Origin of the sequence: Klebsiella sp. JN_Kp122 (assembly GCF_040062085.1) — a bacterium.
Lineage (GTDB): Bacteria > Pseudomonadota > Gammaproteobacteria > Enterobacterales > Enterobacteriaceae > Klebsiella > Klebsiella aerogenes.
Genome location: NZ_JBEAHW010000017.1, coordinates 24,046 through 39,937 on the forward strand (window position 1 = coordinate 24,046; position 15,892 = coordinate 39,937).

General features: G+C 53.8%; 13 protein-coding genes. 4 read left to right on the forward strand and 9 right to left on the reverse strand.

Going from position 1 to position 15,892, the window contains the following annotated elements:
- Positions 1-104 precede the first annotated feature (104 nt).
- The 9 genes from bamA to rpsB all read right to left on the reverse strand — a co-directional run bounded on the left by bamA (position 105) and on the right by rpsB (position 10,512).
- Complete coding sequence (gene bamA, locus ABLU78_RS05620; RefSeq protein WP_015704448.1) at positions 105-2,525, reverse strand: outer membrane protein assembly factor BamA; 2,421 nt, start codon at positions 2,523-2,525, stop codon at positions 105-107.
- Between the two features lie 31 nt (positions 2,526-2,556).
- Positions 2,557-3,909 carry a sigma E protease regulator RseP gene (gene rseP / locus ABLU78_RS05625; RefSeq protein ID WP_045390141.1) on the reverse strand — a complete coding sequence of 451 codons (1,353 nt, stop codon included), beginning with the start codon at positions 3,907-3,909 and terminating at the stop codon, positions 2,557-2,559.
- 11 nt (positions 3,910-3,920) lie between these two features.
- Positions 3,921-4,778, reverse strand: a complete 858-nt coding sequence (gene cdsA / locus ABLU78_RS05630) for a phosphatidate cytidylyltransferase (RefSeq protein WP_015368161.1) — start codon at positions 4,776-4,778, stop codon at positions 3,921-3,923.
- Between the two features lie 12 nt (positions 4,779-4,790).
- Positions 4,791-5,552, reverse strand: a complete 762-nt coding sequence (gene ispU, locus ABLU78_RS05635) for a (2E,6E)-farnesyl-diphosphate-specific ditrans,polycis-undecaprenyl-diphosphate synthase (protein WP_032710057.1) — start codon at positions 5,550-5,552, stop codon at positions 4,791-4,793.
- Between the two features lie 266 nt (positions 5,553-5,818).
- Positions 5,819-7,003 carry a 1-deoxy-D-xylulose-5-phosphate reductoisomerase gene (ispC, locus tag ABLU78_RS05640; RefSeq protein WP_015704446.1) on the reverse strand — a complete coding sequence of 395 codons (1,185 nt, stop codon included), beginning with the start codon at positions 7,001-7,003 and terminating at the stop codon, positions 5,819-5,821.
- 228 nt (positions 7,004-7,231) lie between these two features.
- The gene (gene frr / locus ABLU78_RS05645; protein WP_015368165.1) at positions 7,232-7,789 is read right to left on the reverse strand and encodes a ribosome recycling factor; all 558 of its coding nucleotides are present in this window, start codon (positions 7,787-7,789) and stop codon (positions 7,232-7,234) included.
- Positions 7,790-7,939: 150 nt separating this feature from the next.
- Positions 7,940-8,665 (reverse strand): UMP kinase, encoded by a 726-nt coding sequence (pyrH, locus tag ABLU78_RS05650; RefSeq protein ID WP_004098747.1) that lies wholly within the window; start codon positions 8,663-8,665, stop codon positions 7,940-7,942.
- A gap of 150 nt (positions 8,666-8,815) precedes the next feature.
- Entirely contained in the window at positions 8,816-9,667 is an 852-nt protein-coding gene (tsf, locus tag ABLU78_RS05655; protein ID WP_015368168.1) for a translation elongation factor Ts, read from the reverse strand.
- A 119-nt stretch (positions 9,668-9,786) separates the two neighbouring features.
- Positions 9,787-10,512 (reverse strand): 30S ribosomal protein S2, encoded by a 726-nt coding sequence (gene rpsB, locus ABLU78_RS05660; RefSeq protein ID WP_004858107.1) that lies wholly within the window; start codon positions 10,510-10,512, stop codon positions 9,787-9,789.
- Between the two features lie 322 nt (positions 10,513-10,834).
- On the opposite strand from rpsB, the gene map reads away from it, so the two are divergent.
- The 4 genes from map to ABLU78_RS05680 all read left to right on the forward strand — a co-directional run bounded on the left by map (position 10,835) and on the right by ABLU78_RS05680 (position 15,700).
- Positions 10,835-11,629: a type I methionyl aminopeptidase gene (map, locus tag ABLU78_RS05665; protein WP_015704444.1), complete on the forward strand. Its 795-nt coding sequence runs from the start codon at positions 10,835-10,837 to the stop codon at positions 11,627-11,629.
- Between the two features lie 57 nt (positions 11,630-11,686).
- On the forward strand, positions 11,687-14,350 hold the full coding sequence (gene glnD, locus ABLU78_RS05670) for a bifunctional uridylyltransferase/uridylyl-removing protein GlnD (RefSeq protein WP_020079581.1): 2,664 nt from the start codon (positions 11,687-11,689) through the stop codon (positions 14,348-14,350).
- Positions 14,351-14,381: 31 nt separating this feature from the next.
- Positions 14,382-15,206: a 2,3,4,5-tetrahydropyridine-2,6-dicarboxylate N-succinyltransferase gene (gene dapD, locus ABLU78_RS05675; RefSeq protein WP_015368172.1), complete on the forward strand. Its 825-nt coding sequence runs from the start codon at positions 14,382-14,384 to the stop codon at positions 15,204-15,206.
- A 107-nt stretch (positions 15,207-15,313) separates the two neighbouring features.
- Entirely contained in the window at positions 15,314-15,700 is a 387-nt protein-coding gene (locus tag ABLU78_RS05680) for a DUF3461 family protein (protein WP_015368173.1), read from the forward strand.
- Positions 15,701-15,892: the final 192 nt, after the last annotated feature.

Below are 15,892 nucleotides of genomic sequence, written 5' to 3' on the forward strand. Positions count from 1 at the left end.
CCATGAGTACCCAGGGGTACCGTTATTTGCGTGGCCAGGCGATAGCATCCGCCATCGCCTACAGTCAGCGCTATACTGCACTTACATTCCGTTGTCGCCGACAATTACCAGGTTTTACCAATGTTAAACTGGAACTGCTCGGCTTTGTCTCCATCGTACTTTTTAAACGGTTGGGCGTAGGAGAAGACCAACGGCCCCAACGGCGACATCCACTGTACCGCGATACCCGCAGACATACGAATGTTGCTTGGATCGCTGTAATCAGGGTAGCCACCGTACTTCGTGGAATCCCAGTTAGTATCCCAGACGGTCCCCATATCCATAAACACGGAAGTACGCACCGAGTTAGCGTATTTATCGCTGATAAACGGCGTTGGGGTAATCAGCTCAAGGCTGGCGACCGCCATGGCGTTACCGCCCACCGCATCGTCCGATTTACAAGGCGCGCTTTCAGTGCTCGCACATTCCGTATCATAGTCATCACGACTGGTAGTTGAAGGGAGATAAACCGCTTTCGGACCAATCGTATTCGACTGGAAGCCGCGAACGGTACTTGAACCACCGGCATAGAAGTTCTCATAGAACGGCATCTCTTTGCCGCCGAGTCCATCACCGTAACCGAAGCGCGTACGACCAAGCACGACCCACTGATGATCGTCATCGATCGGTACATAGGTCGCAGTATCCAGCGTCACTTTGTAGTATTCGTTATCAGAGCCCGGAATAGTGACTTTACCGTTCAGGTTGACACGCGAACCTTCAGTCGGGAAGTAGCCGCGATCGAGGCGGTTGTACGTCCAACCATAGTTGAAGGTGAAGTCGTCGGCGCTAAACGAGTTATTGTCGTTGGTGGTATCCGGGTACTGCCCCATCGAATTCAGGTAACGCCACATCGCCACCTGCGGCTGCATATTGGACAGGGAGTTATGAACGTAACCTAAACCTGCGCGCAGCGAGTTGTATTCGTTGATCGGGAAGCCGAGGGTGACGTCTGTACCATAGCTTTTGTTGGTATAGTCAGACAGATCCGCGTCGTTCGCATCGAAGTCGTTATAGAAGATGCGGCCGCCGAGGCTCACGCCATCTACGGTGAAATACGGGTTGGTGACCGACAGTTCAGCATAGGTCTGGTAGTCGTTCTTGGTCCCGTTGATGCCAACGGAGTAGCCGGTGCCTAACCAGTTATCCTGCTGAACGCCTGCCTGGAAGCTGACGCCGCTTTCGGTACCGTAGCCGATACCGAAGTTCAGGCTACCGGTATTACGCTCTTTCACCTTGTAAACGACATCGACCTGATCCGGGCTACCCGGCACGCGCTGGGTATCGGTATCGACGGTTTCGAAATAACCTAAACGGTTAAGACGGTCTTTACCCTGATCGACCAGGTCACTGCCCAGCCACGCTCCTTCCATCTGGCGCATTTCGCGGCGCAGGACGGAATCTTTGGAGGTGTCGTTACCTTCGAAGCGAATTTTACGCACGTAGTAACGGTTACCGGCATCAACGTTGATATGCAGCTTCACGGTTTTATCCGTGTCATTGATTTCCGGCTGCGACTGGACGCGCGGATAGGCGTAACCATAGCGACCGAGGAGTTTCTTAATATCATTCTCCATTTTGGTCACTTTGGTGCCGTTATACAGCTCGCCCGGCTCAATTTTGGTCAGCGATTCGATTTCCGCGGAATGGCCCGCCAGATCGCCCGTAATCTGCACGCCGGAGAGCTTGTACTGCTCGCCTTCGGTGATGTTTACGGTGATATAGATGCCTTTCTTGTCCGGCGTCAGGCTAACCTGCGTCGAATCGATGTTGAAACGCGCGTAGCCGCGATCCAGATAGTAACTGCGCAGGGTTTCAAGGTCGCCCGCCAGTTTCTGTTTCTGGTATTTACGATCGCCGACAACGTTCCACCACGGCACTTCATCGCGCAGTTGGAAGTGAGAAATCAGTTCGTCAGTGGTGAAAGCGTGGTTACCGACAATGTTAATCTGCTGGATTTTCGCCGAGACGCCTTCCTGGAAAACCAGTTTCAGGTCGACGCGGTTACGCGGCAGCGGCGTCACGACAGCTTTAACGCTGGCGCTATATTTACCGACGCTGTAGTAGAAATCTTCCAGCCCTTTTTCGATATCGGCAAGCTTGGTGCGATCGAGAGATTCCCCAACGCGAACGCCGGATGCCTCAAGGTTTTGCTTGAGCATGTCATCCTTCACCGACTTGTTGCCGGAGAAGGTAATGCTCGCAATTGTTGGGCGCTCTTTCACCTGCACCAGCAGGGTATCACCATCGCGCAGGACGCGGACGTCCTCAAAGTTGCCAGTGGCAAACAGAGCGCGAATGGTGTTACTGATATCATCATCGGTCACCGTATCGCCAGGACGCACTGGCATGCTGAGGAGGGCCGCACCAACAGCGACACGCTGCAAGCCTTCGAAATGAATGTCCTTCACCACGAACCCTTCAGCACCGTATACAGTCGCGCTGCTAAACAGCAGCGACGCTATGAGCAACTTTTTCATCGCCATCGTTATTATGCGTTCTTCCTAACAAACTCTCTTACAACCGAGAGAAATCATTGAAAAGTGCAAGCCCCATTAACAGCACCAGCAGTATTGAGCCAATGCGATAACTAAAGTCTTGAACTCGCTCGGATACCGGCCCGCCCTTCAGCTTTTCAATCGCCAAAAACAGCAGATGCCCCCCGTCGAGGACGGGTAACGGGAACAAGTTGATTATTCCAAGGTTCACGCTTATCAGCGCAAGGAACATCAGATAGTAAATCAACCCAAATTCCGCTGACATTCCAGCCCCCTGAGCGATAGAAATCGGCCCACTGAGGTTGTTCAGTTTGACATCACCGGTTATCAATTTGCCCAGCATCCTGACCGTTAACGACATCAGTTGCCAGGTTTTATCCGTGGCTTCGGCGATGGCGGCAAACGGCCCGTACTGACGCACTGTCTTGTATTCATCAGGCAGCGGGATAACCTTTGGTACTACCCCTGCAAACCCTTCAGCCTTGCCTTTCACCGACTTCGTATCCGGAGTCAAAGTCAACGACAGCGGCGTACCTTGTCTGTCGACCTCCAGAGCCAGCGCCTTGCCCGGATTATCACGCACCAGATTAACAAACGTCATCCACTGCGTTAACGGTTGACCATCGACTTTAACGATCCTGTCTCCCGCTTGCAAACCTGCTTTCTGCGCGGCCGACTGAGATTGTACCTCAGCCAGCGCGGTATCAATCTGCGCGCTACGCGGCTTGATGCCCAGCGAGGCCACCGGATCTTGTTTATCCGGCTCAAACGCCCAGTGACGCAGATCGAGGATTTTATCCTGACGTTGGTTCGTCCCGAAAGGGGCGACGGTAAGTATTGTTTGTTGGTCGCCGATCTTCGCGACTAACGCCATACGAACTGCATCCCAATCAGGCGTTTCGATGCCATCTATCGCTTTAAGTTCCATTCCTTTTGCAATTTGTGCTTGCGCAGCGATGGAATTGGGCGATATTTCATCAACAACCGGACGTACGCCAGGGACGCCGATGATAAACACCAGCCAGTAAGCAAAGATGGCAAAAATGAAGTTGGCGATAGGGCCTGCGGCAATGATGGCCGCACGCTGACCGACGGTTTTATTATTGAAAGCGTAATGACGCATTTCCGGCGCCACCGGCTCGACGCGTTCGTCGAGCATCTTCACATAGCCGCCAAGCGGGATCAGCGCGATAACAAATTCAGTACCCTGCTTATCTACGCGGCGCCACAGCGCTTTACCAAAACCAATGGAAAAACGTTCAACGCGCACGCCGCAGCGACGAGCCACCCAGAAATGGCCGAACTCGTGCACGGTGATCAGTACGCCAAGCGCAATAATAAAAGCGGCCAAATTCCAGAGAACGCTCAGCATAAAACCTTCCGTCAAATCGTCCTGAAGACTAACAACAGCAGACAAGCGAACACCGGCACCGCAGCCGTCAGGCTATCAATGCGATCTAAAATACCGCCATGTCCAGGGATCAGATGCCCGCTATCCTTGATGCCGGCTTCACGCTTAAACATACTTTCCGTCAAATCGCCCAGCACTGAAGCCAGCGCCGCCACCACCGAGCAAATCAGCAACACGGTTGGGGTGACATCCAGATGAGCCCACATGCCGTACGCCCAGGAGATAACCGCGGCCGTCAGCAGGCCACCGAAGAAACCCTGCCAGGTTTTCCCCGGGGAAACCTTTGGCGCCAGCTTATGCTTACCGAACATTTTACCGAACATGTAGGCGCCGGAATCCGCCCCCCACACCAGAATCATGACGTACAGCAGCCACACCGCGCCGCTATAGTGGTTATCGGCATAATGCCAGGCCCGCAGCGCCAGCATGCCCCAGAAAAACGGGACAATAGTCAGCACGCCGAAGATCAGACGCAGCGCTTTTGAATGGCGCCACAACGCCGCCGAGGCCGGATAAGAGAGCACCAGCACCAAGGCGACAATCCACCAGCCAAACGAAGCCCATAACGATCCCTCAACCATCGGTTGATGAGCGTCATAGTGGTATTCAGGCAACATAAAGAGCATTAGCGCCAGCAGCAGGCCGCAAAGCACCGCCAGCCACACGCGCTGCGTCGTTGAGGTGAAACCGCTTAATTGCCCCCACTCCCACGCGGCGAGCATACAAACGACCAGGGTGACGATAGCAAAACCCGCGGGCGGCAATAGAAAAAGCGCCGCAATTACGACGGGAATTAAAACGAAAGCGGAAATCAGGCGATACTTCAGCAAAAGTGACCCCCATCAGGCATGACTGCCACCCGGCTCTTCTGTGCCGCCAAAACGACGCTCTCGACTAACGAATGCATGGAGTGCACCTTCAAAGTCCTGTTCAGCAAAATCGGGCCAAAGAACATCCGTAAAGTAAAGTTCGGCATAGGCAATTTGCCAAATCAAAAAGTTACTTATTCGGTGCTCTCCCCCGGTCCTAATAACTAAATCAACGGGAGCCAGTTCATGCATGCACACCTGCTGACTCAACATGTCTTCCGTGATCTCTTCAGGTTTTAGCAACCCGTTTTGTACCTGTTCGGCTAGTTGACGCGCGCCCTGGACGATATCCCAGCGGCCGCCGTAATTAGCGGCGATATTCAGCGTTAGTCCGGTATTGTTTGCCGTTAGCGCTTCCGCCTTACGGATACGCTCCTGCAGCCGGGCATTAAAGCGCGTCGTCTCGCCGATAATCCGCAGGCGGACATTGTGACGATGCAGGCTTTTTACTTCGCTATCCAGGGCCCAGACAAACAGTTCCATCAGCGCGCTCACTTCCTGCGCCGGACGGTTCCAGTTTTCACTACTGAATGCGTAAAGCGTTAATGCTTCAATACCATTATTCGCCGCGAAGGAGACCGCGCGACGAACAGATTTCGCTCCAGCTTTATGGCCAAAGGCGCGAATTTTACCTTGTTGTTTCGCCCAACGACCGTTGCCGTCCATGATAATGGCGACATGGCGACAACCATGCGCAGGCGACATTTTGCTGACAGTTTGATTAGCAGACAACATAACGCGTTTTAAGTCCATAATAAGGATTAGCTAAGCCACAACACACACGCCGCCGGGCAGCGCTGAATACGCATTTTTATCCGGCGCCGGAGCTACAGCCAATCGCAGAGAACAACCAAAAGCTTTACGCAAAAAAGCCGTGTCTTGCCACGGCCACCGTAATCTTTCACAACAAAATGCAACGATCGGGTGGCGCAGACTATATCACCGAAGCCCAGCGCCCACAAATATCACAACGCGTTACAGGGGCTCCCCTACGCCATGTGTTATCGGAGTTGTCGCTGTGCGGCGACGCGCGCTTCGGCATCAATCGCAACCACTTCATCAATACTTTGCGGTTCATTGAGCGCCATACTATCCAGCACCGCCTGGTTAACCGCCGCAATATCGGTAAAGCGGATTTCACTATTCAGAAACGCCGCCACCGAAACTTCGTTAGCGGCATTCAACGCCGTCGTCGCGGCCTGGCCGACATCAAAAGCGTCCATTGCCAGCTTCAGGCACGGATAGCGATCGTAATCCGGCGCTGAGAAACTCAGGTTGCTCAATTGACAGAAGTCCAACGGTTTAACGCCGGAGTTCAGGCGCTGCGGCCAACCCATGGTATGGGCGATCGGCGTGCGCATATCCGGCTCGCCTAATTGCGCCAGCACGCTGCCGTCCTGATAGCGAACCATGGAGTGAATCACCGATTGCGGATGAATAATGACTTCCATCTGCTGAGCAGAGGCATTAAACAGCCAGCGGGCTTCGATGTACTCCAGCCCTTTATTCATCATCGTGGCGGAATCAACGGAAATTTTGCGTCCCATTGACCAGTTCGGATGGCGGCAAGCCTGATCCGGCGTCATTGCCGCCAGCTCAGAAATCGCCGTTTCCCGGAAAGGTCCACCGGAACCGGTCAGCAGAATCGACGAGACGCCGTTCTGCGTCAGGTCAGCGTATCCCAGATGGTTTTGAATTGTTTCCGGCAAACTCTGAAAAATCGCGTTATGTTCGCTATCAACCGGCAACAGGCGAGCGCCGTACTGCTGAACCGCGTCCATAAACAGGCGGCCGCAGGTCACCAGCGACTCTTTATTCGCTAACAACACCGTTTTGCCGGCGCGAATGGCCGCCAGCGTCGGCGCCAGACCGGCCGCGCCAACGATGGCCGCCATCACCTGATCGACCTCATCCAGCGCCGCGACGTCGGCCGCCGCCTGCTTACCGCTCAGCACTTCCGTGCGGCAGCCCTGCTCACGCAGCAGCGTACGCAAACGCTCAGCGCTTTGCGCATCATCCATCACCGCGAAGCGGGGAGAAAATTCCAGACATTGTTCAACCATACGGTCGACATTTTTCCCCGCGACCAGCGCGGCGACGGAAAAGCTTTCGGGATTATGGCGCACCACGTCCAGCGTGCTGCAGCCGATTGAACCGGTCGAACCGAGAACGGTTAATTGCTTCATGAGACGTCCAGAAGAATTGTGACAGGATAAAAAGCAAAACGCCGCCAGCAAGCCCTTTATGCATCAATCCTCGGGGCTAAAACGGCGGCGAATGACCTTCGGTATAGAACGGAAGGCTACAAGGCCAGCTATTTTTACGCAATCCCAAATATTGAGCGTACGGTCTTCTGTACGGCGTTTCAGACTTTACGCAGCCCGAATATCCCGGGCCCGCGTAACGGCAGAAAATCAGAACTGCATCAGTTCCGCTTCTTTCTCTGCCAGCGCCGCATCAACTTTCTTAATGGCGGCGTCAGTCATTTTCTGCACGTCGTCCTGAGAGCGGCGATCGTCATCTTCGCTGATCTCTTTCTCTTTGAGCAGAGCTTTAACTTTGTCGTTCGCGTCACGGCGAACGTTACGCACGGCGACACGCGCCTGTTCAGCTTCGCCACGCACGATCTTGGTCAGATCTTTACGACGTTCTTCTGTCAGCGGCGGCAGCGGAACGCGGATATCGCTACCCGCAGAGCTTGGGTTCAGACCCAGGTCAGACGCCATAATCGCTTTTTCAACGGCCGGGCTCATAGAGCGGTCGAAGACGTTGATTTTCAGCGTACGGGAATCTTCTACCGTAACGCTTGCCAGCTGACGCAGCGGAGTCGGCGTACCGTAGTATTCTACAATGATGCCATCCAGCAGGCTTGGAGAAGCACGACCCGTGCGAATTTTGCTGATTTGGTTTTTGAATGCTTCAACGCATTTTTCCATGCGTACTTCAGCATCTTTTCTGATATCGCTAATCACGTTACGAATCCTTGAAAACTTGTCTCAGACAGACCACACGGTCGCTCACCGCAAAAGTGAGCTAAGTATAGTCCGGATTAATTCAATTAACCGGGCAACTTCCCCGCTAAAGTAAAGCGGAATATTACCCGGAATTAGCGCCGACGGGAATTATTCCGTAATCAATGTGCCTTCTTTTTCGCCCATCACCACACGACGCAGCGCGCCAGGCTTGTTCATGTTAAATACGCGAATCGGCAGTTTGTGGTCGCGCGCCAGGGTGAAGGCGGCAAGATCCATCACTTTCAGCTCTTTATCCAGTACTTCGCTGTAGGTCAGCTGATCGTACATGGTGGCGGAAGGATCTTTCGCCGGGTCAGCGGTAAACACGCCGTCAACCTTGGTCGCTTTCAGTACCACGTCGGCTTCGATTTCAATACCGCGCAGGCAGGCTGCGGAGTCGGTAGTAAAGAATGGATTGCCGGTACCTGCGGAGAGGATCACCACGCGATTGTTACGCAGCAGGCTAATCGCTTCCGCCCAGCTGTAGTTGTCACACACGCCGTTCAGCGGGATTGCGGACATCAGGCGAGCGTTCACATAGGCGCGATGGAGCGCATCACGCATTGCCAGGCCGTTCATGACCGTTGCCAGCATGCCCATGTGGTCGCCCACAACGCGGTTCATACCCGCTTTCGCCAGACCAGCACCACGGAACAGGTTACCGCCACCAATCACTACGCCAACCTGAATACCCAGTTCAACCAGTTCTTTGATTTCCTGAGCCATACGGTCAAGTATGCTTGCATCAATACCGAAGCCTTCTGAACCCTGCAGAGCTTCGCCACTTAACTTCAGCAGAATACGTTTGTAGACGGGTTTTGCATTGGTAGCCATGTTTCTTTCCTGAGACTGTCAACGATTGAGATGAGTTAATTCTGACGACATTGTATGTCATCGTTCAGCGCAGTCACTATAAGCGATTGGCTGATTTTACAAGAGAGGCGCAAAAAGAAGCCGCCCTCAGGCGGCTCCTTTTTTTAAAAATTAAGACTGCTTGGACATCGCAGCAACTTCTGCTGCAAAGTCAGTCTCAACTTTCTCGATGCCTTCGCCCACTTCAAAGCGGATGAAGCCAGTAACGTCGGCGTTGTGCTCTTTCAGCAGCTGACCAACAGATTTGCTCGGTTCCATAACGAAAGGCTGACCAGTCAGAGAAACTTCGCCGGTGAATTTCTTCATACGGCCTTCAACCATTTTCTCTGCGATTTCTTTCGGCTTACCGGACTGCATCGCGATGTCCAGCTGAACCTGGTACTCTTTTTCTACTACTTCAGCAGAAACGTCTTCCGGCTTAACGAATTCCGGCTTGCTTGCAGCAACGTGCATTGCCAGCTGCTTAACCAGCTCTTCGTCAGCGCCTTTAGCGGCAACCAGAACGCCGATGCGCGCACCGTGCTGGTAGCTGCCCAGAACGTCGCCTTCCAGGATAGCGATACGACGGATGTTGATGTTCTCACCGATTTTAGCAACCAGGGCAACACGTTCTTCTTCGAACTGCGCTTTCAGAACTTCAACGTCGGAGATTTTACCAGCAACAGCGGCGTCCAGTACTTTGTCAGCAAATGCCTGGAAACCACCATCTTTAGCAACGAAGTCAGTCTGGCAGTTAACTTCCAGAATGTAACCGTAGTTGCCGTCGATTTTGGTTTTGATCACGCCGTCAGCAGCAACGTTGCCTGCTTTTTTCGCCGCTTTGATCGCGCCGGATTTACGCATGTTTTCGATTGCCAGCTCGATGTCGCCATTAGCTTCAGTCAGTGCTTTTTTGCAATCCATCATGCCTGCGCCAGTACGTTCGCGCAGCTCTTTTACCAGGGAAGCGGTAATTTCAGCCATTCTAAAATCCTCGGGAGATGTGGAAACTGCCCGGCCTGCGGCCAAACAGCATAAATTGAAAAAAGGGGCCTAAAATTGGCCCCTATTCATACACGGTACTAATAAGGGCTTAAACCTTATTATTCAGCTTCTACGAAGCTTTCTTCCGCCTGAGAAGCCAGGTCCTGAGAGCGACCTTCACGAACGGTAGCTGCAACAGCGCCCAGGTACAGGCTAACTGCGCGGATTGCATCGTCGTTACCCGGGATAACGAAGTCTACGCCGTCCGGATCAGAGTTGGTATCAACGATAGCAAATACCGGGATACCCAGGTTGTTTGCTTCTTTGATAGCGATGTGCTCGTGGTCAGCGTCGATAACGAACAGTGCGTCCGGCAGGCCGCCCATGTCTTTGATACCGCCCAGGCTGTTTTCCAGCTTGTCCAGCTCACGAGTGCGCATCAGCGCTTCTTTCTTGGTCAGCTTCTCGAAAGTACCGTCCTGGGACTGAGTTTCCAGGTCTTTCAGACGTTTGATGGACTGACGAACGGTTTTCCAGTTAGTCAGCATACCGCCCAGCCAGCGATGGTTCACGAAGAACTGGTCGCAGCTGTTAGCAGCTTCTTTTACCGCTTCGCTTGCAGCGCGCTTAGTACCAACGAACAGGATCTTGCCTTTACGGGCAGAGATTTTGTTCAGCTCAGCCAGAGCTTCGTTGAACATCGGTACAGTTTTCTCAAGGTTGATGATGTGAACTTTGTTACGCGCGCCGAAGATGAAAGGCTTCATTTTCGGGTTCCAGTAACGGGTCTGGTGACCGAAGTGAACACCAGCCTTGAGCATGTCGCGCATGGAAACAGTTGCCATGTTTAAAACCTCTATAGATTAAATTGGGGTTATGCCTCCACGTATCCCATATTACCGACCCCAAAGGGCACCCCGGAATATGTGCCGATACGTGTGTGTTATTTACACAATATGAGTATGTCGCTTACGCCCATCCTTGTGTATCTGAGATGGAACGGAAGTCCGGCGCGCTTTATACCACAAAACCTGGCCAGACACCAACTCTTGTTGACGTCTCGTGCTGTTAATGATTCTCAATTTGGCACCAGCGTACCCGGACTGTTACCATTGACAGGACTTAATCTATTATTGTCGAAAAAATCGACACTGCTGGACATATTCCATGGCTATCTCTATCAAGACATCTGAAGACATCGAAAAAATGCGCGTTGCCGGCCGCCTGGCCGCCGAAGTGCTGGAAATGATCGAACCCTACGTCAAACCGGGCGTCAGCACAGGCGAGCTGGATCGCATCTGCAACGACTACATTGTTAATGAACAGAAAGCGGTCTCCGCCTGCCTCGGCTATCACGGCTTCCCGAAATCGGTCTGTATCTCTATTAATGAAGTGGTGTGCCACGGCATCCCGGATGACGGCAAACTGCTGAAAGACGGCGACATCGTTAATATCGACGTGACCGTGATTAAAGATGAGTTCCACGGCGATACCTCAAAAATGTTCATCGTCGGTAAACCGACTATCCTCGGCGAGCGCCTGTGCCGCATCACCCAGGAAAGCCTCTATCTGGCGCTGAAGATGGTTAAACCGGGGATCAACCTGCGCGCGATCGGCGCGGCGATCCAGAAATTCGTTGAAGCGGAAGGTTTTTCCGTGGTGCGCGAGTACTGCGGGCACGGTATCGGCCGCGGCTTCCACGAAGAACCGCAGGTACTGCACTATGATTCGCCGGAAACCGACGTGGTGCTCAAGCCGGGTATGACCTTCACCATCGAACCGATGGTCAACGCCGGTAAGAAAGAGATCCGCAGCATGAAGGACGGCTGGACGGTGAAAACCAAAGACCGTAGCTTGTCTGCGCAGTACGAGCATACTATTGTGGTAACCGATAACGGCTGCGAAATTCTGACGCTACGCAAGGATGACACCATCCCGGCGATAATCTCGCACGACGAATAATGAAAAGCCGGCGCCCGCCGGCTTTTTTATTAGATAGTTTTTTCTTATGGTGACGCGATGAGCAACTCTTTACCTGACACAGCCTCCCCTCTTCTGCCCATCCCGCCGGAACATCCGGTGAACTGGCCGCAGGGCGATCTGAACTGTGCCGCAATCAAGGCGCACATCGATACCTTCCAGCACTGGCTCGGAGAGGCATTTGATAACGGCATCGCCGCAGAGCAGCTCATCGCGGCGCGCACCGAGTTTATCGACCAGCTGCTGCAGCGGCTGTGGGTCGACTATGGTTTTGAATCTGTCTGCGACCTGGCGCTAGTGGCCGTTGGCGGCTATGGCCGCGGCGAGCTGCACCCGCTCTCCGACGTCGACCTGCTAATTCTGAGCCGTAAAAAGCTGCCGGACGAGCAGGCGCAAAAGGTCGGCGAGCTCCTGACCCTGCTGTGGGACGTTAAGCTCGAAGTCGGCCACAGCGTGCGTACCCTCGAAGAGTGTTTGCTCGAAGGGCTTTCAGATCTTACCGTCGCCACCAACTTAATTGAATCCCGCCTACTCATCGGCGATGTCGCGCTGTTTCTTGAACTGCAAAAACATATTTTCAGCGACGGCTTCTGGCCGTCGGAAAAGTTCTTCGCCGCCAAGGTTGAAGAGCAGAATGTTCGCCACCAGCGCTACCATGGCACCAGTTACAACCTGGAGCCGGACGTCAAAAGCAGCCCCGGCGGCCTGCGCGATATACATACCCTACAATGGGTGGCCCGCCGCCACTTCGGCGCCACCTCGCTTGATGAAATGGTCGGTTTCGGCTTCCTCACCGAAGCCGAGCGCAACGAGCTTAACGAGTGCCTGCACCAGCTCTGGCGTATCCGTTTTGCTTTGCATCTTGAAGTGAATCGCTACGATAACCGCCTGCTTTTCGATCGTCAGTTGAATGTCGCCCACCGCCTCGGCTATGAAGGCGAAGGTAATCAGCCGATCGAACACATGATGAAAGATTTCTTCCGCGTCACGCGTCGGGTGAGTGAACTCAATAACATGCTACTGCAGTTGTTTGACGAGGCGATCCTCGCGCTAACCGAGAACGAAAAGCCGCGGCCTATTGATGATGATTTCCAACTGCGCGGCACCCTGATAGACCTGCGTGACGACACCCTGTTTATGCGCGAGCCGCAGGCAATTCTGCGGATGTTCTTTATTATGGTGCGCAACAGCAGCATCACCGGCATTTACTCCACTACTCTGCGCCACCTGCGCCACGCGCGCCGCCACCTGACGCAGCCGCTGTGCTATATCCCGGAGGCGCGAACTCTCTTCCTCAGCATGCTGCGCCATCAGGGCGCGGTGAGTCGCGGCCTGCTGCCGATGCATCGCCACAGCGTGCTGTGGGCCTATATGCCGCAGTGGTCGCATATTGTCGGTCAGATGCAGTTCGACCTGTTTCACGCCTATACCGTCGACGAACACACCATACGCGTCTTGTTAAAGCTGGAAAGCTTCGCGAAAGAAGAGACCCGCAGCCGCCATCCGCTGTGCGTTGAGCTGTGGCCGCGGCTGGCCCATCCTGAACTTATCCTCATCGCCGCCCTGTTTCACGATATCGCTAAAGGCCGCGGCGGCGATCACTCGATTCTCGGCGCCGAAGACGTGCTGAAATTCGCCGAGCTCCACGGGCTCAATTCGCGGGAGACGCAGCTGGTCGCCTGGCTGGTACGCCAGCATCTATTGATGTCGGTAACCGCCCAGCGCCGCGACATTCAGGACCCGGAGGTGATTAAACAGTTCGCCGAAGAGGTACAGACGGAAAATCGCCTGCGCTATCTGGTATGCCTGACCGTCGCCGATATCTGCGCCACCAACGAAACGCTGTGGAACAGCTGGAAGCAAAGCCTGCTACGCGAGCTCTATTTCGCCACCGAAAAACAGCTGCGCCGCGGTATGCAGAGCACGCCGGATATGCGTGAACGGGTACGCCACCATCAGCTGCAGGCGCTGGCGCTGTTGCGCATGGACAATATCAATGAAGAGGCGCTGCACCAGATTTGGAACCGCTGCCGGGCGAACTACTTTGTGCGGCATACGCCGAACCAGCTCGCCTGGCACGCCCGCAACCTGCTGAAGCACGATCTCAGTAAACCGATGATCCTGCTGAGTTCGCGGGCCACCCGCGGCGGCACCGAGATCTTCATCTGGAGCCCGGACCGCCCTTACCTGTTCGCCGCCGTCTGCGGCGAACTGGATCGGCGCAACCTCAGCGTTCACGATGCGCAGATCTTCACCACCCGCGACGGCATGGCGATGGATACCTTTATCGTCCTTGAACCCGACGGCAGCCCGCTTTCCGCCGATCGCCACGAGGCGATTCGCCACGGTCTTGAGCAGACAATAACTCAACGCAGTTGGGAGCCGCCGGCCCCGCGTCGCCAGGCGGCTAAACTACGTCATTTTTCCGTCGCCACTGAGGTGAATTTTCTGCCGACCCATACCGACCGGAAATCATTTCTTGAGCTCATTGCGCTCGATCAGCCAGGGCTGCTCGCCCGCGTCGGTCAGGTGTTCGCCGACCTCGGGATTTCGCTTCACGGAGCCCGAATTACGACAATTGGCGAGCGAGTAGAAGATTTATTTATAATCGCCACCGCCGACCGGCGTGCCCTTAATAATGAGCTGCAACAAGAAGTGCAACAACGGTTGACAGAGGCCCTCAATCCAAACGATAAAGGGTAACGTATTTTTTTTAAGTGAATGGAAAGAAACAATGCAGCAGTTACAGAACGTTATTGAGTCCGCCTTTGAGCGTCGCGCCGACATCACGCCGGCAAATGTGGATACCGTCACCCGCGAAGCGGTTAACCAGGTTATTGCCCTGCTGGATTCCGGTGCGCTGCGCGTCGCTGAGAAGATCGACGGTCAGTGGGTGACGCATCAATGGCTGAAGAAAGCGGTACTGCTCTCTTTCCGTATTAACGATAACCAGGTTATCGATGGTGCGGAAAGCCGCTACTTCGATAAAGTTCCAATGAAATTCGCCGACTACGATGAAGCACGCTTCCAGAAAGAAGGCTTCCGCGTAGTGCCGCCGGCGGCAGTCCGCCAGGGCGCGTTCATCGCGCGTAATACCGTGCTGATGCCGTCCTACGTCAACATCGGCGCTTATGTTGATGAAGGCACCATGGTTGATACCTGGGCCACCGTCGGCTCTTGCGCGCAGATCGGTAAAAACGTTCACCTGTCCGGTGGCGTCGGTATCGGCGGCGTTCTCGAGCCGCTGCAGGCTAACCCGACCATCATCGAAGATAACTGCTTCATCGGCGCGCGCTCTGAAATCGTTGAAGGCGTTATCGTTGAAGAAGGCGCGGTGATCTCCATGGGCGTGTACATCGGCCAGAGCACCAAAATTTACGATCGCGAAACCGGCGAAGTCCATTACGGCCGCGTGCCGGCGGGCTCGGTTGTCGTTTCCGGCAACCTGCCGTCGAAAGATGGCAAATACAGCCTGTACTGTGCGGTGATCGTGAAAAAGGTTGATGCGAAGACCCGCGGTAAGGTCGGTATCAACGAACTGCTGCGTACCATCGACTAAGCAGAACAAAAAGCGGGAGATATCCCGCTTTTTTTATATCTGACGCTGGCGAAGATGAATTTTTTCGTTAATTATTCAATGGTTATGATGATATCAAAGGTACCGTTATGTACGATAATCTGAAAAGTCTTGGCATTACCAATCCTGATGAAATCGATCGCTATAGCCTGCGCCAGGAAGCTAACAACGACATCCTGAAGATCTATTTCCAGAAAGATAAAGGCGAATTCTTCGCTAAAAGCGTGAAGTTTAAATACCCACGCCAGCGTAAAACCGTGGTCGCCGACGGCGTCGGTCAGGGCTACAAAGAAGTGCAGGAGATTAGTCCGAACCTGCGTTATGTCATCGACGAACTGGATCAGCTCTGCCAGCGCGATCGTACTGAAATCGACCTCAAGCGTAAGATCCTTGACGATTTACGCCATCTGGAAAGCGTCGTCACCAATAAGATCAGTGAAATTGAAGCCGATCTGGAAAAACTGACGCGCAAATAAATCCGCCTGCTACGGGCCAGCTACTGGCCCTCTTCCCCGACTCCATCCTCAATTTTGTCACCCGTAGATCATCTTCGCTAACAGCAAAACTCAGTTATCCCTCACTAACATCATTTCCCATCATCAACGTATCTATATGAATTACTTATTTTTTTAAATTCATTTATGTTCAATTTCCACCTAAAAGGAGGT

Coding starts and splice junctions, on each gene's coding strand:
- bamA (WP_015704448.1), bottom strand. CDS start 2,525: ATGGCGATGAAAAAGTTGCTCATAGCGTCGCTGCTGTTTAGCAGCGCG.
- rseP (WP_045390141.1), bottom strand. CDS start 3,909: ATGCTGAGCGTTCTCTGGAATTTGGCCGCTTTTATTATTGCGCTTGGC.
- ispU (WP_032710057.1), bottom strand. CDS start 5,552: ATGTTGTCTGCTAATCAAACTGTCAGCAAAATGTCGCCTGCGCATGGT.
- ispC (WP_015704446.1), bottom strand. CDS start 7,003: ATGAAGCAATTAACCGTTCTCGGTTCGACCGGTTCAATCGGCTGCAGC.
- pyrH (WP_004098747.1), bottom strand. CDS start 8,665: ATGGCTACCAATGCAAAACCCGTCTACAAACGTATTCTGCTGAAGTTA.
- tsf (WP_015368168.1), bottom strand. CDS start 9,667: ATGGCTGAAATTACCGCTTCCCTGGTAAAAGAGCTGCGCGAACGTACT.
- rpsB (WP_004858107.1), bottom strand. CDS start 10,512: ATGGCAACTGTTTCCATGCGCGACATGCTCAAGGCTGGTGTTCACTTC.
- map (WP_015704444.1), top strand. CDS start 10,835: ATGGCTATCTCTATCAAGACATCTGAAGACATCGAAAAAATGCGCGTT.
- glnD (WP_020079581.1), top strand. CDS start 11,687: ATGAGCAACTCTTTACCTGACACAGCCTCCCCTCTTCTGCCCATCCCG.
- dapD (WP_015368172.1), top strand. CDS start 14,382: ATGCAGCAGTTACAGAACGTTATTGAGTCCGCCTTTGAGCGTCGCGCC.
- ABLU78_RS05680 (WP_015368173.1), top strand. CDS start 15,314: ATGTACGATAATCTGAAAAGTCTTGGCATTACCAATCCTGATGAAATC.